At 65.1% G+C, this 21,946-nt stretch carries 22 protein-coding genes and 1 tRNA gene; 16 read left to right on the forward strand and 7 right to left on the reverse strand.

Going from position 1 to position 21,946, the window contains the following annotated elements:
- Positions 1-11: 11 nt before the first annotated feature.
- The 5 genes from AC6H0R_RS09185 to AC6H0R_RS09205 all read left to right on the forward strand — a co-directional run bounded on the left by AC6H0R_RS09185 (position 12) and on the right by AC6H0R_RS09205 (position 3,422).
- Positions 12-395: a SirB2 family protein gene (locus tag AC6H0R_RS09185; protein WP_497581066.1), complete on the forward strand. Its 384-nt coding sequence runs from the start codon at positions 12-14 to the stop codon at positions 393-395.
- Complete coding sequence (locus AC6H0R_RS09190; RefSeq protein ID WP_497581067.1) at positions 392-943, forward strand: hemerythrin domain-containing protein; 552 nt, start codon at positions 392-394, stop codon at positions 941-943. Before AC6H0R_RS09185 ends, AC6H0R_RS09190 begins: the two co-directional genes overlap by 4 nt.
- Before the next feature lie 146 nt (positions 944-1,089).
- Positions 1,090-2,283, forward strand: coding sequence for an NnrS family protein (locus tag AC6H0R_RS09195; RefSeq protein WP_497581068.1), 1,194 nt, complete (start codon positions 1,090-1,092; stop codon positions 2,281-2,283).
- Positions 2,284-2,355: 72 nt separating this feature from the next.
- A complete protein-coding gene (locus AC6H0R_RS09200) occupies positions 2,356-2,886 on the forward strand; it encodes a hypothetical protein (RefSeq protein WP_497581069.1) in 531 nt (176 codons plus the stop codon).
- A gap of 77 nt (positions 2,887-2,963) precedes the next feature.
- Positions 2,964-3,422 (forward strand): MarR family winged helix-turn-helix transcriptional regulator, encoded by a 459-nt coding sequence (locus tag AC6H0R_RS09205; protein WP_497581070.1) that lies wholly within the window; start codon positions 2,964-2,966, stop codon positions 3,420-3,422.
- 35 nt (positions 3,423-3,457) lie between these two features.
- On the opposite strand, the gene AC6H0R_RS09210 is transcribed toward AC6H0R_RS09205, so the two are convergent.
- Positions 3,458-3,760, reverse strand: a complete 303-nt coding sequence (locus AC6H0R_RS09210) for a hypothetical protein (RefSeq protein WP_497581278.1) — start codon at positions 3,758-3,760, stop codon at positions 3,458-3,460.
- On the opposite strand from AC6H0R_RS09210, the gene nosR reads away from it, so the two are divergent.
- From nosR to AC6H0R_RS09240, 6 genes are read left to right on the forward strand one after another with little or no spacing between them, the layout of a single operon-like run.
- The gene (gene nosR / locus AC6H0R_RS09215; protein WP_497581271.1) at positions 3,665-5,734 is read left to right on the forward strand and encodes a transcriptional regulator NosR; all 2,070 of its coding nucleotides are present in this window, start codon (positions 3,665-3,667) and stop codon (positions 5,732-5,734) included. The two genes, AC6H0R_RS09210 and nosR, sit on opposite strands and share 96 nt — an antisense overlap.
- Positions 5,735-5,776: 42 nt before the next feature.
- Entirely contained in the window at positions 5,777-7,687 is a 1,911-nt protein-coding gene (gene nosZ, locus AC6H0R_RS09220; RefSeq protein WP_497581071.1) for a TAT-dependent nitrous-oxide reductase, read from the forward strand.
- Between the two features lie 45 nt (positions 7,688-7,732).
- Positions 7,733-9,019: a nitrous oxide reductase family maturation protein NosD gene (locus AC6H0R_RS09225; protein WP_497581072.1), complete on the forward strand. Its 1,287-nt coding sequence runs from the start codon at positions 7,733-7,735 to the stop codon at positions 9,017-9,019.
- Positions 9,016-9,927: an ABC transporter ATP-binding protein gene (locus AC6H0R_RS09230; RefSeq protein WP_497581073.1), complete on the forward strand. Its 912-nt coding sequence runs from the start codon at positions 9,016-9,018 to the stop codon at positions 9,925-9,927. Before AC6H0R_RS09225 ends, AC6H0R_RS09230 begins: the two co-directional genes overlap by 4 nt.
- Positions 9,924-10,751: an ABC transporter permease gene (locus tag AC6H0R_RS09235; RefSeq protein ID WP_497581074.1), complete on the forward strand. Its 828-nt coding sequence runs from the start codon at positions 9,924-9,926 to the stop codon at positions 10,749-10,751. Before AC6H0R_RS09230 ends, AC6H0R_RS09235 begins: the two co-directional genes overlap by 4 nt.
- A 10-nt stretch (positions 10,752-10,761) precedes the next feature.
- Positions 10,762-11,274, forward strand: coding sequence for a nitrous oxide reductase accessory protein NosL (locus AC6H0R_RS09240; RefSeq protein ID WP_497581075.1), 513 nt, complete (start codon positions 10,762-10,764; stop codon positions 11,272-11,274).
- A 273-nt stretch (positions 11,275-11,547) separates the two neighbouring features.
- On the opposite strand, the gene AC6H0R_RS09245 is transcribed toward AC6H0R_RS09240, so the two are convergent.
- A complete protein-coding gene (locus AC6H0R_RS09245; protein ID WP_497581076.1) occupies positions 11,548-12,123 on the reverse strand; it encodes a YIP1 family protein in 576 nt (191 codons plus the stop codon).
- Between the two features lie 439 nt (positions 12,124-12,562).
- Here AC6H0R_RS09245 and AC6H0R_RS09250 point away from each other — a divergent pair, with 439 nt between their 5' ends.
- Entirely contained in the window at positions 12,563-13,717 is a 1,155-nt protein-coding gene (locus AC6H0R_RS09250) for an NAD(P)/FAD-dependent oxidoreductase (RefSeq protein WP_497581077.1), read from the forward strand.
- Positions 13,718-14,018: 301 nt separating this feature from the next.
- Here AC6H0R_RS09250 and AC6H0R_RS09255 read toward each other — a convergent pair.
- The 5 genes from AC6H0R_RS09255 to AC6H0R_RS09275 all read right to left on the reverse strand — a co-directional run bounded on the left by AC6H0R_RS09255 (position 14,019) and on the right by AC6H0R_RS09275 (position 17,507).
- Positions 14,019-14,103 (reverse strand) — tRNA-Leu (locus AC6H0R_RS09255).
- Positions 14,104-14,151: 48 nt separating this feature from the next.
- A complete protein-coding gene (locus tag AC6H0R_RS09260) occupies positions 14,152-14,598 on the reverse strand; it encodes a DUF6306 domain-containing protein (protein WP_497581078.1) in 447 nt (148 codons plus the stop codon).
- Positions 14,595-15,773 (reverse strand): HPP family protein, encoded by a 1,179-nt coding sequence (locus AC6H0R_RS09265; RefSeq protein WP_497581079.1) that lies wholly within the window; start codon positions 15,771-15,773, stop codon positions 14,595-14,597. Before AC6H0R_RS09265 ends, AC6H0R_RS09260 begins: the two co-directional genes overlap by 4 nt.
- A 19-nt stretch (positions 15,774-15,792) precedes the next feature.
- On the reverse strand, positions 15,793-16,989 hold the full coding sequence (hmpA, locus tag AC6H0R_RS09270; RefSeq protein WP_497581080.1) for an NO-inducible flavohemoprotein: 1,197 nt from the start codon (positions 16,987-16,989) through the stop codon (positions 15,793-15,795).
- A 29-nt stretch (positions 16,990-17,018) separates the two neighbouring features.
- Entirely contained in the window at positions 17,019-17,507 is a 489-nt protein-coding gene (locus AC6H0R_RS09275) for an RrF2 family transcriptional regulator (protein WP_497581081.1), read from the reverse strand.
- Between the two features lie 105 nt (positions 17,508-17,612).
- On the opposite strand from AC6H0R_RS09275, the gene asd reads away from it, so the two are divergent.
- The 4 genes from asd to AC6H0R_RS09295 all read left to right on the forward strand — a co-directional run bounded on the left by asd (position 17,613) and on the right by AC6H0R_RS09295 (position 21,944).
- Complete coding sequence (asd, locus tag AC6H0R_RS09280) at positions 17,613-18,482, forward strand: archaetidylserine decarboxylase (RefSeq protein WP_497581082.1); 870 nt, start codon at positions 17,613-17,615, stop codon at positions 18,480-18,482.
- A gap of 201 nt (positions 18,483-18,683) precedes the next feature.
- Positions 18,684-19,901 (forward strand): hypothetical protein, encoded by a 1,218-nt coding sequence (locus AC6H0R_RS09285; protein WP_497581083.1) that lies wholly within the window; start codon positions 18,684-18,686, stop codon positions 19,899-19,901.
- Positions 19,902-19,945: 44 nt separating this feature from the next.
- Complete coding sequence (locus tag AC6H0R_RS09290; protein WP_497581084.1) at positions 19,946-20,335, forward strand: hypothetical protein; 390 nt, start codon at positions 19,946-19,948, stop codon at positions 20,333-20,335.
- A 4-nt stretch (positions 20,336-20,339) separates the two neighbouring features.
- Complete coding sequence (locus AC6H0R_RS09295) at positions 20,340-21,944, forward strand: diguanylate cyclase domain-containing protein (protein ID WP_497581085.1); 1,605 nt, start codon at positions 20,340-20,342, stop codon at positions 21,942-21,944.
- The last annotated feature ends 2 nt before the right edge of the window (positions 21,945-21,946 follow it).

Here is a 21,946-nt window from a genome sequence, read left to right on the forward strand (position 1 = left end):
GAGGAACAACCGTGTATCAAGGGATCAAACATCTTCACATGCTGCTGGCGATCGTCAGCATTCTCGGATTCGTGCTGCGCGGTGTGTGGATGATGACGGAGAGCGGCCTGCTGCAGAAGCGCGTCGTGCGCATCCTGCCGCATGTCGTCGACACGCTGTTGCTGCTCACCGCGCTGACGCTGGCTGTCGTGCTTGCTCCGAATGCCTTTGTCCCTGGCTGGATCATGGCCAAGGTGACCGGGCTGGTGCTGTATATCGGCCTGGGGCTGGTTGCGCTGCGCCTCGGACGTACCAAGGGCATCCGCGTTACCGCCTTCTGTGGTGCCGTGGTCGTGTTCCTGTGGATCATGTCCGTTGCTTTCAGCAAGAACCCGGCGGGCTTCCTGCCGTTGTGAGCAACTCACTGCTTCCTCCGGCTGCGCCGGGGCTCGATGAGCCGCTGGAAATGCTGCATGCCTGTCACGAGCGAATAGGTGCGCAGCTTGCCACGCTCGGCCGTCTTGCGCAGTGGCTGCCCGAGCACGGTGCCGACGAGCAGGCGCAGCGTACGGCGCGTTCGGTGATGCGTTATTTCGATCTGGCCGCAGTGAATCACCATCTCGATGAAGAACGGGATCTGCTGCCCGCCATGCTGGAAGCGGCCGCGGCCTCCGAGCGCGAGCGCCTGCAGGCGCTGGTCGATCGCATTCTTGCCGAGCATGTCGAGCTGGCTGCCGCCTGGGCCGAAGTGCGTGCTTTGCTCGTCCGCATCGCGGAGGGTGAGCACGCAGCACTGGGTCAGGATCTCGTGCTGCATTTTGCGGCGGCCTACGAGATGCACATCCGCCTTGAGGAAGAGGACATCCTGCCATGGGCCGAGCGTCTGCTCGGCGCCGAGGCGGTGAGTCGCATCAGCGTCAGCATGACCGACCGACGCCGCGCACCGAGCTCCCCACTGGATTGATTCGGGTCAAGGTGGGGCCGTTTTCGCGGCCCGACAATCGGGCCACATCACAGGAGAGCCCGAATGCAGCGTCTGACACCGTCTTTGCCAGAATTCTTTGTGGCGCTTGAAGCAGACGCTTGCGAGGCTGTACGCGGGAGGGTGGCATGACGCTGATCCGTCTCGACCTGCGTGCTGCGCCGCCCGAACCTCAGGCGCCGTCCTGGAATGCTTTCCTGTCCTTTGCCTTCCGCCCCTTCTACCTGCTTGCCGCGGTGCAGGGTGCAATCTTCGTGCTGGCCTGGGCGTTCGGCCTGGGCGGCACGGAGGCATTGCCCGGTTTTCTGTGGCACGGCCATGAAATGGTGTGGGGCTACGCCGGAGCGATCATTGTTGGTTTCCTGCTGACTGCGGTGGCCACCTGGACCGGTCAGCCGCCGACGCGCGGGCTGCCGTTGCTTCTGCTGGTCGCCCTGTGGCTGGGCGCGCGCGTGGCGTTGCTCGCTGTTCCGAATACGGTGTTGCCGGGAGCGCTGCTGTCGCTTGCGTTCTTCACCGTCGCTGCAGTGTTGTTCGCGCTGCCGATTCTGCGCAGCGGGAATCGTCGCAATCTCGTTCCGGTGCTGCTGTTGCTGGCACTCGGCGTTTCCAACGCAGTGTTTCACGCGGGGGTGTCCGGTGCGCTGGCAGTGGATCTGCGTGGCATGTTGCATACCGGGCTGCTCCTGGTGGCGGTCGTGATCTTCCTGATGGGGCTGCGCGTGATTCCGTTCTTCACGGCAAAACGGCTGCAGATCGCGCAGGTGCCGACACCCGTTCCGTTGCTGCTTGCCGGCATCGCGTTCCCGTTTCTGATGGCGATCGCGGTGGGCTTCGGCGTCAAGCCGTGGTTGCCTGCTGCGCTAGGGGTGGTCGGTGCCTCGGCCAACCTGATTTCAATGACGCGCTGGTGGCATGCCGGCGTGATGCGCGAGCCCATGCTGTGGGTGTTGTTCGCCGGCTTCGGCAGCACCGCCGCCGGGGTGTGGCTGTACGGCCTGACGCTGGCGCTGGCGCCTCAGTACCTCAGCGGGGCCGTGCATCTGATTGCGGTCGGCGGCATCGGCGTGCTGACCCTGGGCATGATGTCGCGCACCGCCCTGGGCCACACAGGCCGCGCCATTGCAGCGCCGTCGCGCATGACGTTGGCGTTCGGCTTGATGCTCGTGGCCACGCTGCTTCGGCTTGTTTCGGTGTACTGGAGCGCGCTGCACGACGTATTGGTGATGGCCAGCGGTGCGTGCTTTGCGTTGGCGCTGGGCCTGTTCGTGTTGCGCTTCGGTCCCTGGCTGGTTCGGCCGCGCGCAGATGGCAAGCCTTAAGCGCCGTGTGCGCATGGTTGCGGTGGCACGTTGATTGCATAAAGCATCGGGTTCCTTGCCTGGAGTCCGGTCATGCAGGTTTCTGCAAGCAATACCACGCTCGGGGTGGCGCCCCCGACCACGCCACCATCCGTTCGAAACGCGAGTCAGACGCCGGTTTCCGGCGTGTCGGAGTTGCCGCCGCTGCAAATGATCCAGGGCGCAGACCTGTCACGCGCTACGGCAGAGTTTGCCGCTGACCTCGGCAAGTTGTTCCGCCAGCACGGCATCTCGGTGCCGCCCGAGGCGGTGCTTGGTAATGACTCGTCCGGGAAGATCACGGTCATGAACAATCACCCCGACAAGGCGCGCATCGAGAGCCTGTTCGACAACGATTTCGACCTGCATAACCGCTATATGCAGCTGGCTTCGGCGCATCAGCTGCAGCGGGCCGTGGAGGGCTATGACGCATTCGTCGCGGATTACGAGCGGCTGCAGGGCAATGCCAGCGCGCAATCCGCCTTGGTCGATGCGCGCATCGCCCGCAACGCGGCGCCGTTCTTCATGGCGTTGGGGGGCGACGGTGCGGAGGCCTTCTTCGGGGGCGTAGGTCTTTCGGTCTGAATCCCTGAGGGAAAACCGGGGGCCTGCGGCGAGTCTGATCGGGTATGCTTGTATCACTTTGTGATCAGGTTGTTGAGATGAAGAACGACTCGATTCCGTTGGCCGAGATTCAGGCACTGGCGGAATTCCGCTATCAGCTTCGCTGTTTTCTGCGCTTTTCCGAAGTGCTGGTGCGCGATTACGGCATTACCGCATTGCAGTACCAGCTGATGTTGCAGCTCAAGGGCTTTCCGGGTCGTCAGTGGGCCAATGTCGGGGAGCTGGCCGAGCGTCTGCAGTCGCATCATCACGGCGTGGTGTCCCTGGTATCGCGCTGCGAGAAGATCGGCCTGGTCGAACGCCGTACGGGGCGCGACGATGCACGCAACGTCGAGATCCATCTCACGCCCAAGGGCGACGAACTGATCGTGCATTTGTCCCGACTGCACCGCGACGAATTGCTGGCAAGACGCGATGTCTTTGCCGTTCCGACCGTTGCCGACCTGCAGGCCGGCACTATCCGGCGTCGGGTGCTTGAGGGCGATACGCCGCTCTGAGCCGCGCCGGGCGGTTTTCTCGCAAATCGTATGCGTCAATTGATTTGCATCAACGCGGTATAGAACCCCGTCCCTAACATGGCGGCATGTCCTTCAAGACTTGTGCCGCTCCCATTTCTGATGCAATCCGCTTCCCGGCAGGAAGCCCTCTGGCAGGCGTTCTTGCCCTCATCGGACTGATTCTGTTCCTCATGCTGGGTGCGTCTTCTGTACGCGCCGCCGACGACCTGCCGGCACAGCGCATCGCTACCGTTTTTCCTGATGCCGAGCGCGTTGACCCGCCTACAGGCGAGCATGGTCTGCGTGCAATCCACGTCGCAGGGAAGGTCGTGGGCCACGCCTTCCGCACATTGCCTGTCGTCGATATTCCTGCGTACTCAGGCAAACCCATCGATATGCATGTGGTGCTCGATGCCGATGGAGTGATTCGCGATGCCTATGTGTTGGAGCACCACGAACCCATCCTGCTGATCGGCATTCCCGAGCAGAAGCTGCACGACTTCAACGCAGGCTATTCCGGCATCCGCGCCGATCAGCGCGTGGTGGTGGGGCGTTCGCGCGATCCCGCTGCGGTCACGGTGGATGCGGTGTCCGGCGCGACCGTGACGGTGATGGTCATCAACGAAATCGTGATGCGCTCGGTGCGCGCGGTTGCGGTCGAGCTGGGGTTGATCCGCGATGTGGCGACCACGGCGAAGCCGGCGACGGTACGCGCAGACGTGTTCGAGCCGGCTGACTGGGCCACGCTGACCGGCAACGGCGCGGTGCGCCGTTTACACCTGACGCGCGGCGACGTCGATGGAGCTTTCGCCGGCAGCGATGCCGAGGGCGTCGATGTGGCTACTCCAGAAACGGCCGGCGACACCTTTATCGACTTGTACGTGGCGCACGTGAATGCGCCGACTATCGGCCGCAATCTGCTCGGGGAGAACGGCTATCGCTTCCTGATGGAGGAGCTCACACCGGGCGAGCAGGCTATCGCCGTGATGGGGCGCGGCGAGTATTCCTTCAAGGGTTCGGGTTACGTGCGCGGCGGCATCTTCGACCGCGTGCAGCTTCGCCAGCACGGCGACGTGGTGAGCTTTCGCGACATGGACCACGAGCGCCTGCACGACCTCTTCGCGGCCGGCGCGCCGGACTTCGACGAGATGTCGGTGTTCATCGTGCGCGAGCATCACGAATTCGACCCCGGCGCGCCGTGGAGCCTGGAGCTGCTGGTGCGCCGCCAGACCGGGCCGGTGGACAGCGTGTTCACCAGTTTCGAGCTGGGCTACCAGATGCCCGAGGATTACCTCGACCGCCCGCAACCCACGGCCGAGGAACTGGCTGCCGCCGAAGAGGCGTCGCGCCCGGTGTGGGTCAACGTGTGGTACCAGCGCAGCTTCCAGATCGGTGTGATCTGCGCGGCGCTGGCGCTGCTCACGGTGATCCTGTTCCTGCAGGACAAATTCACGCGCCGCCCGGCCTTCCTGCACTGGCTGCGCCGCGGCTATCTGCTGTTCACGGTGATGTTCATCGGCTGGTACGCGCTTGGGCAGCTATCCATCGTCAATGTGCTGACTTTCGCGCATTCGCTGGTGCAGGGCTTCCGCTGGGAGCTTTTTCTCAGCGACCCGGTGATCTTCATCCTCTGGACCTTCACCGCCGCCAGCATCCTGCTGTGGGGGCGGGGGGTGTTCTGCGGCTGGCTGTGTCCCTTCGGTGCGCTGCAAGAACTCGTGAATGAGGCCGCGCGCAAGCTCAAGGTGCGCCAGTTCGAGCTGCCCTTCGCGGTGCATGAGCGGCTGTGGGCAATCAAGTACATCGTGCTGCTGGTGCTCTTCGGCATCTCGCTCGAATCGCTGTCCACCGCCGAGCACTACGCCGAGATCGAGCCCTTCAAGACCGCCATCACGCTGCGCTTTGACCGCCAGTGGTGGTTCGTCGCCTACGCCGTGGCCTGGCTTGTCATCAGCATCTTCACGCGCAAGGTGTATTGCCGCTACGTCTGCCCGCTGGGCGCGGCGCTGGCCATCCCAAGCAAATTCCGCCTGTTCGACTGGCTCAAGCGCCGCAAGGAATGTGGCCAGCCCTGCCAGGTGTGCGCCAACGAGTGCGAGATCCAGGCCATCCATCCGGACGGGCATATCAACGCCAACGAGTGCCACTACTGCCTCGATTGCCAGATGACCTACCACAACGAAAACAAGTGCCCGCCGCTGGTGCTGAAGAACAAGAAGCGCCGCCGCGACCAAGCTGCGCCCGAGCCGCGCGTGATTCCGCTGATTCCGCAGCCGCCGCGCGCAACTCCGACCAACCCCGTTTCGCCGTAACCGGCAGCAAGCCGGACCCTTCAACTGCAAGGAGTGCATGAGATGAAAGACCAACAACACAAGCCGCCGGCCGCCGAGCTCGACGACAAGGGCCGCGCGCGCCGCGGCTTCCTCGGGAAGACCGCCGCGACCGGCGCAACGCTGGCCGGCACCGCAGCCTTCGGTGGCGCGGCCGTGATGACGCGTGAGGCCTGGGCCGCCAAGGTCAAGGAATCGCAGGCCAAGGCGCACGTCGGGCCGGGTGAACTGGATGACTACTACGGCTTCTGGAGCGGTGGCCACCAGGGCGAGGTGCGTGTGGTCGGTGTGCCGTCGATGCGCGAGCTGATGCGCATTCCGGTATTCAACGTCGATTCCGCCACGGGCTGGGGCCTGACCGACGAGAGCCGCCGCATCCTGGGCGATAGCGCCAAGTTCCTGAATGGTGACTGCCACCACCCGCACATCTCGATGACCGACGGCAAGTACGACGGCAAGTACCTGTTCATCAATGACAAGGCCAACACCCGCGTCGCGCGCATCCGTCTCGACATCATGAAGTGCGACAAGATGCTGACCGTGCCGAACGTGCAGGCTATCCACGGCCTGCGGCTGCAGAAGGTGCCGCACACCAAGTACGTGTTCGCCAATGCCGAGTTCATCATCCCGCACCCGAACGACGGCAAGATCACCGACATCACTGACAAGAACGCCTACACCATGTTCAACGTCATCGACGCCGAGTCGATGACCATGGCGTTCCAGGTGATCGTCGACGGCAACCTCGACAACGTCGACGCCGACTACACCGGCCGCTTCGCTGCCGCGACCTGCTACAACTCGGAGCGCGCCGTCGATCTGGGCGGCATGATGCGCAATGAGCGCGACTGGGTGGTGGTGTTCGACATCACCGCCATCGAGAAGGCGGTCAAGGCCGGCAAGCACATCACGGTGGGCGACTCGAAGGTGCCGGTGGTGGATGGCCGTGGCGACTCGCACTTCACGCGCTACATCCCGGTGCCGAAGAACCCGCACGGTCTCAACACCTCGCCGGACGGCAAGTACTTCATCGCCAACGGCAAGCTCTCGCCGACCGTGTCGATGATTGCCATCGCCAGGCTACCGGATCTGTTCGCCGGCAAGCTCAAGGACTCGCGCGAGGTGATCGACGCTGAGCCCGAACTCGGCCTTGGCCCGCTGCACACCACCTTCGACGGTCGTGGTAATGCCTACACCACACTGTTCCTGGATTCCCAAGTGGTGAAGTGGAGCATGGCCGACGCGGTGCGCGCCTACAAGGGCGAGAAGGTCGATTACATACGTCAGAAGATCGACGTTCACTACCAGCCGGGCCATATCCATGCGTCGCTGACCGAGACCCGCGAGGCCGACGGGAAGTGGCTGGTCGCGCTGTCCAAGTTTTCCAAGGACCGCTTCCTGCCCTGCGGTCCGCTGCACCCCGAGAACGACCAGCTGATCGACATTTCCGGCGAGGAGATGAAGCTGGTGCACGACGGCCCGACCTACGCCGAGCCGCACGACTGCATCCTCGCGCGCCGCGACCAGATTCGTACCCGCAAGGTGTGGCGTCGTGACGACCCGTTCTTCGCCGACACCGTGGCACAGGCGAAGAAGGACGGTGTGGTGCTGGAGAAGGACAGCAAGGTCATCCGCGACGGCAAGAAGGTGCGCGTGTACATGTACTCGGCCGCGCCGACCTTCGGTCTGCTGGAGTTCAAGGTCAAGCAAGGTGATCAGGTGACGGTGATCGTCACCAACATCGACGAGATCGAGGACGTCTCGCACGGCTTCGTCATGACCAACCATGGCGTGAGCATGGAGATCAGCCCTCAGCAGACCTCGTCCATCACCTTCACGGCCGACAAGCCGGGCGTGCATTGGTACTACTGCAGCTGGTTCTGCCATGCGCTGCACATGGAGATGGTCGGCCGCATGATCGTCGAGCCGGCGTAACAGGGGGCGCCGCGCGCCCGCGCCGCGGGCGCGCGGACCACCACAATGAAACACAAAAAATTCATCTTCCTGCTGGCCGTGCTGTTCGCCGCCTCACTGGGCGCGACGCAGTCGCCCTTGCCCGTGCTGCCGCTGATCGCGCAGGGCGAGGGTGTGTGGCGCCTGCCGGCCGGAGAGCATCACGTACGGATCGTCATCGACGCGCCGATGACGCTGCGCTGCGAACCTGGCGCCGTGATCGACGCGGGCGGGCAGGGCAGCGCGATCACGATTGCCGCTGCGGGCGTCACCGTCGAAGGCTGCAGCGTGCGCAACTGGGGCGCCAACCTGACCGCGCTCGATTCGGCCTTCTTCCTGCGCCCCGAGGCGCGTGGCGCGGTGCTGCGCGACAACGTGCTGCGCGGGCCCGGTTCCGGCGTGTGGGTCGATTCCACGCCGGATGTGACGATCGAGAACAATGACATCGAGGGCGTCGAGGCCATCCGCTCGCAGGATCGCGGCAACGCCATCCATCTGTTCGCCGCGCGTGGCGCGCGGGTGGCGGGCAACCGCGTGCGCCATGCGCGCGACGGCATCTACATCGACACCTCCAACGGCAACACGCTGGCGGGCAACTTGCTGGAGGACGTGCGCTACGGCATCCACTACATGTATTCGCACGACAACATCGTGCGCGACAACCTCACGCGGCGCACGCGCACCGGCTACGCGCTGATGCAGAGCAAACGCCTGACCGTCACCGGCAACCGCTCCGAGGACGATCAGAACTACGGCATCCTGATGAACTTCATCACGCACTCGACGATTCGCGACAACGTCATCACCGGCGTGCGCCAGGGCTCGACCGGCGATGTGATGATCCAGGGCGCCGAAGGCAAGGCGCTGTTCATCTACAACTCGCTGTTCAACCGCATCGAGGACAACCGCTTCGAACGCAGTTCGCTGGGCATCCACCTGACCGCCGGCTCCGAGGACAACGTGATCGCCGGCAACGCCTTCGTCGCCAACCGTCAGCAGGTCAAGTACGTCGCCACGCGGCGGCAGGACTGGTCGACAGATGGGCGCGGCAACTACTGGAGTGACTACCTCGGCTGGGACCGCGATGCCGACGGCGTGGGCGACGTGGCCTATGAGCCCAACGACGGCGTCGACCGCCTGTTGTGGATGTATCCGCAGGCGCGATTGCTGATGAACAGCCCGGCCATCGAACTGCTGCGCTGGGTGCAGCGCGCCTTTCCGGTGACGCGCTCGCCGGGCGTGCAGGACAGCCATCCGCTGATGCACCCGCCTGCCGCAGCGCAGCTTGCGCAGGCCAAGGAGAACCAACCATGAATGCCGTCGAACTCGAAGGCGTGAGCAGGCGCTACGGCGCGATGACCGTGCTCGACCGGCTCGACCTGACACTGGCCGAAGGCGAGGTGCTGGGCCTGTTCGGCCACAACGGCGCGGGCAAGACCACCACCATGAAGATCGTGCTCGGCCTGCTGGCGCCCAATGAGGGGCGCGTGCAGGTGCTTGGCGGCGCGCCCGATTCCACCGAGGTGCGGCGCCGGCTCGGCTATCTGCCCGAGAACGTGAGCTTCTACCCCCAGCTCACCGGGCGCGAGATCATCCGCCACTTCGCCCGCCTCAAGGGCGCGCCGCAGACGCAGGGCGACGAGTTGCTCGAACAGGTCGGGCTGGCGCACGCGGCGGACCGCCGCGTGCGTACCTACTCCAAGGGCATGCGCCAGCGTCTGGGGCTCGCGCAGGCGCTGCTCGGCGCACCGCGTCTGCTGTTGCTCGATGAACCCACCGTGGGTCTGGACCCGATTGCCACGCGCGAGCTGTATGAACTGACCGACCGCCTGCGCCGCGAAGGCACGGCCATCGTGCTGTGCTCGCACGTATTGCCGGGCGTCGAGGCGCATATCGACCGCGCGGCCATCCTCGCCAACGGCCTGTTACAGGCCGTCGGCTCTCTGGCCGATCTGCGGCTCGAAGCCGGCCTGCCGTCCATGCTGCGCGTGCGCGGCCTGGCCGACGGCGAGCGCCGCGTGCGCGACTGGCAGGCGCAGGGGCTCACCGCGCGCAGCCTCGGCAGCGACGGCGCCGAAGTCGCCGCGATCAACGGCCACAAGCTCGACCTGCTGCGTGAGCTGCTTGGCGAGGAAGCGCCGCAGGACATCGAGATCCACGCGCCCACGCTCGAAGACCTGTACCGCCACTACATGCAGCGCGCCGAAGGAGTCGTGCAATGAACCCCGTCATCGCCATCGCCCGCAAGGAGTTCGCCGACGGCCTGCGCAACCGCTGGCTGGTCGCCATCACGCTGGTGTTCGCACTGCTCGCGGTGGGCATCGCGTGGTTTGGCGCGGCCGCCTCGGGGCAGGTCGGCTTCACATCGATTCCGGCCACCATCGCCTCGCTCGCCAGCCTCGCCACCTTCCTCGTGCCGCTCATCGCGCTGCTGCTGGCCTATGACGCCATCGTCGGCGAGGACGAGGCCGGCACGCTGATGCTGTTGCTGACCTATCCGCTCGGGCGCGGCCACATCCTGCTCGGCAAGTTCGTAGGCCACGGCCTGATCCTCGCGCTGGCCATGCTGATCGGCTTTGGCAGTGCCGCGCTGGCCATCGCACTGCTGGTCGAGGACGTCGAGCTGCTGTTGCTGGCAAGCGCCTTCGGCCGCTTCGTCGCCTCGTCGATGCTGCTCGGCTGGGTCTTCCTCGCACTGGCCTATGTGCTGTCCAGCGCGGCGAGGGAGAAATCCGGTGCCGCCGGCTTCGCGCTCGGCGCGTGGTTCGTCTTCGTGCTGGTGTTCGATCTGGCGCTGCTCGGCGTGCTGGTGCTGGGGCAGGGCAGCGTCAGCCCGGCACTGCTGCCGTGGCTGCTGCTGGCCAACCCGACCGACCTGTACCGGCTGATCAACCTCGGCGGTTTCGATGCCGCCGACGGGCTGGGCGTGCTGTCGCTGGGCGCCGAACTGCCGGTGGGCGAGGCCGTGCTGTGGGCCGTGCTGGCCCTGTGGGCCGGCGGGTTGCTGGCCTGCGCATGGCGGGTGTTCTCCCGCCGTACCGTGTGAAGGAATGAGCATGAACCGAACGATGATCCGCAGCGCACTGGCCACGGCCGCGCTGATCCTGCTGGCCGGCTGCGGCGGTGCCGACGACGCCGCGACCGAACTGCAGGCGCGTGCCTTTCACCCCGACGACGAATGCCATGTGTGCGGCATGGCCGTGACCGACTTTCCCGGCCCCAAGGGGCAGGCCGTGGGGCGTGACGGCACGCTCGCCTTCTGTTCCACGGCCGAGCTGATCGGCTGGTGGCTGCAGCCCGAGAACCAGGTATCCGGCGCGCGGCTGTTCGTGCATGACATGGCGCACGGCAGCTGGGAACACCCGGACGACGAGCAGCTGATCGACGCCACCACCGCCTGGTATGTGGCCGGCGCCGAGCTGCGCGGAGCAATGGGTGCGACGCTCGCCTCGTTTGCGACAGAGGCCGATGCGCGGGCGCTCGCTGCCGAAAGCGGTGCGCGTGTGTTGCGTTTCGATGATCTGGACGACTCCGTACTACAGGGGCGCCCCGGTCATGCCATGCACTGACTCGGCGCTGGGATGTCGTCGGCGATCAGTGCGGCGGAACCGCCATTGCCGCGGACGAGATCATCCGCAGGATGGGTGGCTCTTGAGAGGCTGTTTGTTATGCGTGATGGCAAAAAAATCCATTGCGGTTGGCGGGCTTGTGACCGCGTAAGCCTTAGCCGGGATGGCACCTGACGAATGGATTGGCCGGTATTACCCGAGGAATCTGGCCGGAAAATGAAAACGGCGCCACGGACTGCAGTCCGCGGCGCCGTTTCTTCAATACTGCCCGGATCAGGCCAGCAGGACGATCGGGAACAGTACGATGCCGGCCAGCGCAACCCAGGTCAGGGCGCCGTAACCGATGACGCGCAGCGAGACCTGACGCGGGCAGACTACATGCTGGGCGACGAGCACACTGCGGATGCCGTGACGGATCATCACCGCCGAGGCGATGAAGCCGAGCAGCGCGACCCCGCCGGCAACGGCGATGCTCGACGAGAGCAGGCCGAGCGAGGAAATCCACAGCGGCAGCGGTGCGATGGCGGACACCAGGAAGGCGCCGTCCATGTCGCTGTGGCCGCCTTTGGCGCGCACCGAAGCGTCGACCGCCCAGGTCATGAGGAATACGGCCAGCAGCTCGGAAACCAGAAACACGGCGGCGATCAGTTCCCACATGCCGGCTTCGATGGCGGGGAAGTGCTTGGCGCCGATGGTGTTGGCAGCCAGCAGGATCATGGCCGGCGGCAGCAGCGTGAAGGGCAGGGCCACATTGGCGAAGGTACGCGTGGTCGACGGACGGTCGGCCATCAGCGCCTGCCAGCCGGCGCGGGGGGAAGTCAGCAGGGAGGGAATCTGGGACAGGTTCATCTCGTATCTCGTTTGAGGCCCTGCCGATACGAGCTCGCCGCGTATCGGTTGCGCTGCGGCTGGCCGTTCCTTGTGGGAACCGGATCGTCGCACCGGGGCAGTGATTGCCGGAATTCCTGAGTCGCGATGGCGTTCGAGCACTACGCCCTTCGTACTAGTCCTAAAGTCACACTTCGCGAGCCGGGCGGAGGTTAACGGAAAGCGCGGATGCTTCCCTTGACCTTGATCAAGGATGCCCATATTCGGCGGCTCTAAATGTCGGACCCGGGCCGTTTCGTTGCTCGGTCTTCCGTTGATCTGCGCAGCGTGTGTCATTGCGCGTCTGAGCACCTGATTCCCGGACTGACGACATGGGTGAATACCTGCGCTGACCGGCTTACCATGCACTGCTTGCGCCGCATGCCGGCGTACTGGACTGCACCTTCCGGAGATTTCACGCATGACACGAACCGTACTCATCATCGGTGCCGGGCTGGCCGGCTATAACCTGGCGCGCGAACTGCGCAAGCTCGACCAGGAGTGCCGCCTGGTCATCGTCAGCCGCGATGCCGCCGATTTCTATTCCAAGCCGATGCTGTCCAACGCCCTGTCATCGGGCAAGACGCCTGCCTCGCTGGTCATGAAGTCCTGCGAGCAGATGGCGGACGAACTCAATGCCGACATCCGTCCGCGCACCGAGGTGTGCAGCATTGATGTAGCCGAACGCCGGGTCGGTCTGTCGGACGGCAGCGGCATTCGCTGGGATGAGCTGGTGCTGGCGCTGGGCGCTGATCCGATTCGGCTGCCATTGGAAGGCGATGGCGCTGATGAGGTGCTGTCGGTGAACGATCTTGATGATTTCGCACGCTTCACCGACCGCCTCGCCGGAGCCAGGAGTGTGGTCTTGCTGGGCGGCGGCCTGATCGGCTGCGAGTTTGCCAACGATCTGCTGGCGCGCGGCATCCGCCCGACGGTAGTGGATCTGGCCGACCGACCGCTGGGGCGTTTGTTGCCGCCCGAGGCCGCCGGCTACTTCGCGCAGCGTATGGAAGATGCCGGCGTGGTGTTCCGGCTGGGGGCCAAGGTGAAAGCGGTGCACAAGGGCAACGGCGGGTATCGCGTGCGCGTTGCCGACGGCAGCACGCTCAACGCAGACGTCGTGGTGTCGGCTGTCGGCCTGCGCCCGCGTACGGCACTGGCCGAACAGGCCGGCTGCACGCTGGCGCGCGGCATCGTCACCGACCGCCGGTTGACGACCAGTGTGGCGCACGTCCATGCGCTGGGAGACTGCGCGGAGGTGGAAGGTCTCAACCTGCCGTTCGTGATGCCGCTCATGCATCAGGCGCGTGCCCTGGCGGCCACGCTGGCCGGTACGCCGACGACGCTGCAATACCCGGCCATGCCGGTCATGGTGAAGACTCCGGCGTGTTCGACGGTGGTGTGTCCGCCTGCGGCCGATACCGATGGCGCGTGGCGCATCGAGCGTGATGAGGACGGTCTCAGTGCCCTCTATGAAGACGCTGCAGGAGGATTGCTGGGCTTTGCACTGCTGGGCAAGGCGACAACGCGTCGGCAGGAGCTTGCAGCAAAAGTGCCGCGCCCGTTTGCTGCTTGAGCGTGGAACGCGCGACGGCTTTGCGGCAGGCCGTCCTGTAATTTTGTCCAAGGCCTCGGCGTAGACAAAAAAAGGGGCGGCCGGTGAAGGCCGCCCCGAACAATCCTTCCCATGGAGGCTAGCGACCGGGGGTGGGGAATTGGGCCGTAGCGGGAAGGAGAGAGAGCTTGTGCGGCCCGCGTGACAGCGCATTCGATACGCGCGAAATCAGCCAGCAGGGCCGTTGAGCGCGCGATTATGTACGACTTTGGTGATATTACGCAAGCGTGCGTAAGAAAGTCGTAAGGGAGGTGTTGCGGGATGGTGCGCCGGAAGGGACTCGAACCCCCACGCCTTGCGGCACTGGAACCTAAATCCAGCGTGTCTACCAATTCCACCACCGGCGCGCGGCGCGAAGCATAGCATGCTGTCGCGCTGCGGCCGGGTCGGGCGAATCAGAGTTTCTCGATGAGCTGTTCGGTGGCCGTGATGTTCTCGCGGTGCGTCTCGAACATTTCCTGCAGGCCTTCGCGCATGTGGGCGTAGGGCACGCGCGGAAGTGCCTTGCCGACTTCACGTGCGACCCAGCCCTGGCCGCGGTTGAGAAAGGCCAGGCGCTCGGCCTTGCCCTCGACGGCCAGCGCCTTTTCGGCAAAGGAGCCGGTGTTGGGGCTGACGTCGGCCCCGAGTTCACGCAGGTAGTCGAACATCAGCTTGCAGTACTTGCCCTCGTCGCGGCGCGAGGCAACGATGAGCTCGACGGCCGGAGCGTTGCCGCTGAAATCCTTCTCGTATTCGGTCAGCACCTTGACGCCGGCGCGTTCGCATTCGAGCAGGGTGTTGAAGAGCTCGATCAGCTCGGCATCGGTCATCGGGGTGGTATTGGCTTCTTCGTTGCTCATGATGTCCTCCGTTCTGGGGTTCGGCCTTGCGGGGTCTCGCCATGGTAGAGCGCAGAGACCAGATCAGTCTGGGTGATGATGCCGACCAGCTTGCGCTCGCCGTCGATGATCGGGATGTGGTGGCGCCCGCCGCCGGCAAGTTTGGGGACCAGTACCGCGATGTGTTCGTCGGCATCGGCGGTTTCGGCCGGGCTGGTCATGATGTCGCCGACGCAGCCGGCGCCTGGCACACCGCTGCGTTCGAGCAGGCCGTTGAGTTTGGCGCGCACGTCGGGCGAGCCGTCCAGGCCGGCGTGTTCGAGCAGGTCCACCTGGGTGACGATACCGAGGATGGCATTTGCCTCGTCGACGACCGGCAGGGCCTGGATGCGATGCTCGTGCATGCGCGACCAGGCGTCTACCAACGGCGTGTCGGTGCGCGCGGTAACGAGGTCGCGCGACATGATGTCGCGGCACAGGACTTCGCCCATGCGGCGGCGCCAGGCTTCCAGTTCGGTCTGCTTCAGGATGGTCTTCAGATCGCTCGGGCTCACGTCGAGCACCTGCTTGTAGCGCTGCAGCACGGTTTCAAGGTCGGCCTGGGTGAAGCCCAGCCGTTCGCCCGGCGTCGGATCACTGGTCTTGTGCGGGTTGGCCGGGGCGGCCGGCAGCGGCGGGTAACGCCGCCCGGTGAGGTTGTTGTAGAGCAGGCCGATTGTCAGCAGCAGCAAGGATTCAAGTCCGACCGGTACCAGCGCCCAGTAATAGCCTTGTTGCAATACCGCATCCCCGCCCAGCACGGTGGCGAGAGCTACGGCCCCGCCGGGCGGGTGCAGGCTGCGCGTCAGGAACATTACGGCGATGGCGCCACCGACACCGACGGCCGCGGCTGTGGCTACGTTGTCGAACAGCATCAGCGCGGTGACACCGACGATGGCCGACAGGGTGTTGCCGCCGACGATGGGCCAGGGTTGTGCGAGCGGGCCGCTCGGAACGGCAAACAGCAGCACTGCCGAGGCGCCCAAAGGAGCGATCAGCATGGGCAGTTGGGGCGTGTTGCCGATCAGCCAGTAGCTGGTGATGCCGGTGGTGAATATGCCGATGAGGGCGCCGATGCAGGCGCGGACGCGTTCGCGACCGTCAGCCGTGATGCGGGCCGGCTTGAAGGCTGCGAGCCAGTCTCTCAGGGCAGTCATGGACGTTCCTCGCATGGGCTCAGTTCAGATGGCCGATCAGCGAGGGGCCGAACACCTCGCACTGGATACGTTCGCCCGCAATGCCGCGTGCGCGCAAGGCCGCACGCTGCTGCTGCATGAAGGCGTCAGGGCCGCACAGGTAGTAGCGGCCATCGGGCGGCAACAGGGTGGTGTCGAGGGCAGCGATGTCGATGCGGCCCGGGTGGTTGAAGTCGATGTCCTGACGGTCCTGCGCGCGCGGCGCCTCGTACCACACGCGGGTGGTGGTGGCGGCCTGGTCGCGGCACAGCGCCTCGATCTCGTCCTTCATCGGGTGATGATCGCCGTCGCGCGTGGCGTACAGCAGCGTGACCGGACGCTGCGGCCAGCGGTCCCGGCAGGTGTGCAGCATCGACAGCAGGGGCGTGATGCCGATGCCGGCGCCAATCAGAACCAGCCGCTGGTCGGCGTGTTCGTCGAGCACGAAGTCACCGCAGGGCACGCTGACTTCGAGCAAGTCACCAGCTTCGACTTCGTCATGCAGCACGCCGGAGACCGAGCCGGCCTCTTCGCGCTTGACGCTGATGCGCCAGCTGTCTGCCTGCGAGGAGCGTGACAGGCTGTACTGGCGCGCCTGGCGCAGGCCCAGCGCGTCGACATGCAGCGCGACGCTGATGTACTGGCCCGGCTGGAAAGGCGGCAGGCTGCCGCCGTCCATGGCTTCGAGCCAGAAAGAGGTGACGCTGGCGCTCTCGGTGACCTTGCGCGCGACGCGCAGCGGCATGAATTGGCCCGGCTCGATGCCGTTCTCTCGGTACATGCGCGCTTCCTCGGCGATCAGGGCCCCGGCGAGCAGGCCGTAGGCTTCGCCCCAGGCGTCGATCAGCTCGGGTGTGGCGGCCTCGCCCAGGGTTTCGCCGATGGCAGCGAGCAGGTTCTCGCCGACGATGGGGTAGTGCTCTGCACGCACGCCGAGGCTCACATGCTTGTGCACGATGCGGCTCACTACCGGTGCCAGCGCGGCCTGGTTGTCGATGTTGGCGGCGTAGGCGTACAGCGCGCTGGCCAGCGACTGCTGCTGTGCGCCGGACTGCTGGTTGCCCATGTTGAACAGGTTGCGCAGCTCGGGGTGGCGGTCGAACAGCCGGCTGTAGAAGCAGCGTGTGATGGTTTCGCCGTGCTGGCGCAGCACCGGCACCGAGGCGTGGATCAGGTCGCGGGAAGCAGGGGACAGCATCGGGACTCCGTGTTGAAGGGTTTCTGGGCTCAGGCCCGCAGGTTCACAGGGGCGCCGTCGGCCCGGCGCATTTCGCGCAGACGTACGGCCGTGGGACCGGCAGTCAGCTCCGGCAGGGTGTGGCGGTTCATGTCGCGGTAGAAGGCGTCGCGGCCTTCGTCCAGCACGGCTTTCAGTCGGCAGGCACCGCGCAGCCCGCAAGGTGGCTCGCTGCAGTTGATCAGCGTCGGGTGACCTTCGAGTTCACGCAGCACGTCGCCGAGCCGCAGCGCCGTCTCTTGCTCGGCAAGTCGGATGCCGCCGTTGCGGCCTGGCCGGGACGAGACCCAGCCGAGGTGCACCAGCCGGGTGACGACCTTGTTGAGGTGGTTGACCGGAATGTCGAAGCGTCGCGCGATGCTGTCAGTGGTGACGCGCTCCTCGGGCTCGAGCGCATACAGGTACATCAGTACGCGGAGTCCGTAATCGGTGAAGCGGTTGAGTTGCATGGCGGCACCGGTGTCTATGGTTGGATGCATCCTAGCACAATATGTCGCATCTAGAATGCGTCAATTGCTCGCAATGCCGGACTCAGCGGGTCTGACGGCTATAATCGCCCTCCGTTTTGCTGTCCGGAGTGCTCAGTGTCCGATCGTCTTGCCGTCCTGCCCCAGTATCTGTTGCCCAAGCGTGCCCTGACCCGGTTGATGGGCTGGCTGGCCGGACTCGAAGGCGGTGGTGCCACGACCGCGGTGATCCGCTGGTTTGTGCGCCGCTACGGCGTGAACATGGCAGAGGCAGCCGAAGCCGATGTGAGTCGTTATCGCAGCTTCAACGCGTTCTTTACACGCGCCTTGCGCGAGGATGCGCGCCCGCTCGCGCCAGCCGATTTCGTGTGTCCGGTGGATGGTGCGATCAGTCAGTGCGGGCCGCTCGATGGCGAGCGGCTGGTGCAGGCCAAGGGGCATGACTACACGGCCACGGCGCTGCTCGGTGGCAGCCGCGAACTGGCCGCGAAGTTTCGCGAAGGCAGTTTCGCCACGCTGTATCTGAGTCCGCGCGACTATCACCGCATCCACATGCCGTGCGCAGGACGGCTGCGCAGCATGGTGCATGTGCCGGGCGATCTGTTTTCGGTCAACCCGCTGACGGCACGGGCCGTGCCGGGGCTGTTTGCGCGCAATGAGCGTGTGGTGTGCCTGTTCGACGGGGAACACGGGCCGTTCGCGATGGTGCTGGTCGGCGCGACCATCGTCGGCAGCATGGCCACGGTGTGGCACGGTGTGGTCAATCCGCCACGCCCGGGCGTGGTGCGCGAATGGTCTTATGCCAACGGGGAGGTGACGCTGGAGCGCGGTGCCGAGATGGGGCGTTTCCTGCTCGGCTCAACGGTGGTGATGCTGTTCCCGCGTGACGCGCTGGTGCTCGCTTCCGATTGGGAGGCCGGCCGGGCGGTTCGCATGGGGGAGGCCATGGGCCATGCGGTGCCGGTGCAACTTCAAAGCGGGTTCTGAAAAAGGCATGTTTACGTGGCCTTGATATGTCATCAAAGCCGCGTAACAACAACTAATTGACGGCCGTCGATGCTCTTCGCTGCAGGTCTGCCATACGCTGCGTACAATGAGGTGAGCATGCCGCTGGAGCAAATGTCGTTGTCGTCATCGTCCGCGCCTTATGTCAGCCGCTTTGTCTGTTGCCTCTTGACGGTATGCCTGATGCCGGCGCTCGCCCATGCCGACGACGCGTATGGGCAGGCACATGTGTCCGGCTTCGGGTCCCTGGCATTCTCGCGTGACAACGCCAGCGGCGTCGGCATGGTTCGTGATACCACGCAGCCGGCCTCGGACGGGACGGACAGTTCGTTCCGCAGCGATTCCATTCTCGGCCTGCAGGCGGGCTACCGTTTCTCTCCGTCGCTGGAGGTCGTGACCCAGCTTGTGCAGCGGCACCGTGTCGATACCGGGCCGAGTTCGCTGGTCGACTGGGCGTATGTGGCTTGGCGTCCGGTTGAGAATGTCGATCTGCGGGTTGGCCGCGTCGGGCTCGACGCTTTCATGCTTTCGGATTATCGGAGTGTCGGCTACGCGCAGCCGTGGGTGCGTCCGCCGCGCGAGTTCTATGGGCGGATTCCGTTGCACTCGATTGATGGCGTCGATGCGGCTTGGCGCTTCGAAGGCGGTGGCATACGCTGGACCGCCAAAGTGCAGGTCGGGCGTACTGATTCCGATCTGCCGCTCGGCGACGATGATCATTACACCCTGCAGATCCGCAGATTTCACGACTTCACGCTGCATGCCGAGCGCAACGACTGGCAGTTCAAGCTCGGTTATGCAGCCTTCCGCATTGCGAATGAACCCGACGTCGGGGTGCTGCGCACGGCGCTTGACGGGATTGCCGCGGGGCCTCCGGGGGCCGTCAGTGCGGAGGCGGCCAGCCTGAGTTCCGATCTTTGGCTGAAGGGCACCAAGGTGCGTTACCTGTCGCTGGGGGCCGCCTATGACGACGGTCGATGGCAGGTGCAGGGCGAGATCTCGCGGGTGCTAGCCGACAGCAAGGTGATCGGGGTCGGTACCGGGGCCTACCTGAGCGTGGGCTATCGCCTGGGCAGCGTGACGCCGTATGCGGTGATTGCCCGTTTCCGTCCCCAGCGCACGGAACGAACGGCGGTCAATGACTGGAGCGGGCTGGGCCCCAGTGGCCCGGTCGTGCAGAACGGAGCCGTTGCTGCGTTCAACGCCACCCGCGTTGATCAGCGTACGCTGTCGCTGGGCATGCGCTGGGATTTCGCCAGCCGGGCGGCGCTCAAGATGCAGTGGGATCGCAGCATCGTGAATGCCCGTGGCTTCGGCCTGTGGCAGGTGGACAACCTGGTAAGCGGTGATCGCAAGCGTTCGATTGACGTCTTGTCCGTCTCGCTGGATTTCACGTTCTGATCATGGTGATGCCATTGCGCAGCCTGATCTTCTTAGCCTTCAGCATGATTTTGCTGAGGTCGGGCTTTGCTGAGGCTGAAGTGTTCGTCATCGTCAATGCCGCAGCGCCGGAATCGCGAGTGGATCGGGATCGCCTTGAAAAACTGTACTTCGGACGTTCCAGGACCTTTGCCGACGGCGACTACGCCCGCGTCGTGGATCGCCCTGATTCGCCGTTGCGTGAGCGCTTTTACCGCGCACTGGGTGGCATGTCCTTGCCGCAGGTAAATGCCTATTGGGCGCGCCTGAGCTTCACCGGACGCGTGCTGCCGCCGGCGGTACGCGAGACCGACGAGCAAGTCGTGGCCGTCGTGCGCGCAGAGCCCAACGCAATCGGCTATGTCGCAAGCGTGCCGAAGGACGCTGCGGTCCGTGTGATCATGCGTCTGGAATGAGGTCATGAAACCAGCCCCCAAGCGTTTTCTCGAACAGCGTCTGCTCGGCACGATGGCCGCGGCTTCGCTGTTGTTCGCATTGGTCGGTGGGAGCCTGCTGTACTTCTATGGCTACTCCCAGGAGCAGACGCGCAGCCGCAATACGCTCGACAGCCTGGCCGCCACCGTGCGCTCGTCGGCGCAGATTGCGGTCTTTGTGCAGAACGACGTGATTGCCGAGGATGTCACGCGCGGGCTGCTGCGCAGCGATGCCATCGTCGCCGTGGCACTGGAATCGAACGAAGGCTACCGCTTTGTCAGTTGGGGAGACGAGGGCGAGCGCGCCTGGAACGTGCGAGACGAAATGGACTACGAGCTCTTCTCGCCGACTGCGCCGGAATTGCGTGTCGGCACGTTGCGTATCCTGACCGACTCAAGCCTGCTGGCGCAGCGGGCCAGGGAGGCTGCGCTCAAGCAGATCCTGCTGCTCATCGCGCAGATGTTCGCGCTGGCCCTGATCGGAGTGATCGCGTTTCGCCGGCTGGTGGTGCAACCGCTGTCACGCCTGACCGGGCAGCTCAAGCGCGTGGGCCCCGGCACGGGCGGGCGCTTTGCCATTCCTGCGGGGCACGACAACAGCGAAATCGGCATGCTGGCCGGGGAGCTGAACCGCTATCTGGACACCAGTGAGGCGGCCATTGCGTCCGAGCGTGAGCTGCGCCAGCGTGTCGAGTCGATCGAGGCGCATTACCGGCGCATCTTCGAGTCGGCCAGCGTGGGCGTCATGGTGCTCGGGCTGGATGGACGCCTGATCAACTGCAATCCGGTGATGCGTGAGCGTATCGACCGTCTTGGCGCGTCGACCGACGGTGACCAGTTCATGCTGCTGTTCAAACGCCCGGACAAGGCCCGACAACTGGTCGAGCGGGCGTGTCAGAGCGGTGGCGTTGCGGCTGCAGACCTGGAACTGGCCGGCAGCAAGACCGCGCAGTGGGTGCATTGCCTGCTATCGGTGTCGCGTGGTGAGCATGGAGATTTCGCGTTCATCGAAGTGGTGGTGTACGACGTGACCTCTCGCCGGGAACGCGAGGAGGAAGCGATGCGCACGGCCGAGCGGGACCCGCTCACCGATCTGGTCAACCGGCGGGGGGCAGAAGCCTATATTGACCGCGCCATCGACGAGGCTCACCAGAACCGCACCGGTCTGAGCCTGCTGTATATCGACCTCGACGAGTTCAAACCGGTCAACGATACCTATGGCCATGCAGCCGGGGATGCGGTGCTGCTGGAGTTGTCCGCGCGTCTGCTCGGCATCCTGCGTCGTTCGTCGGATCTGGTGGCGCGGCTGGGCGGCGACGAGTTCGTCATTGCAGCCTACGACTGTCACAAGCACGACGACGCGGTGAAATCCCTTGTCATGGCGGTGTTGGAGGTGATGTCCCGCCCCGTCGCGCTGCCCGATGGCACCAGTGTGGTGGTGGGGGCCAGCGTCGGGGTTGCCGGCTATCCGGAAGATGGCGTGCATCGTGCCGAGCTGATGTTCGCGGCCGATCAGGCGATGTATGCCGCCAAGCAGGCAGGTCGGGACTGCTACGTACTGGCCGGCTCGCCGCAGGCGATTGGGCGCTGAGA

It is taken from the genome of Pseudazoarcus sp. NS36 (assembly GCF_059703705.1).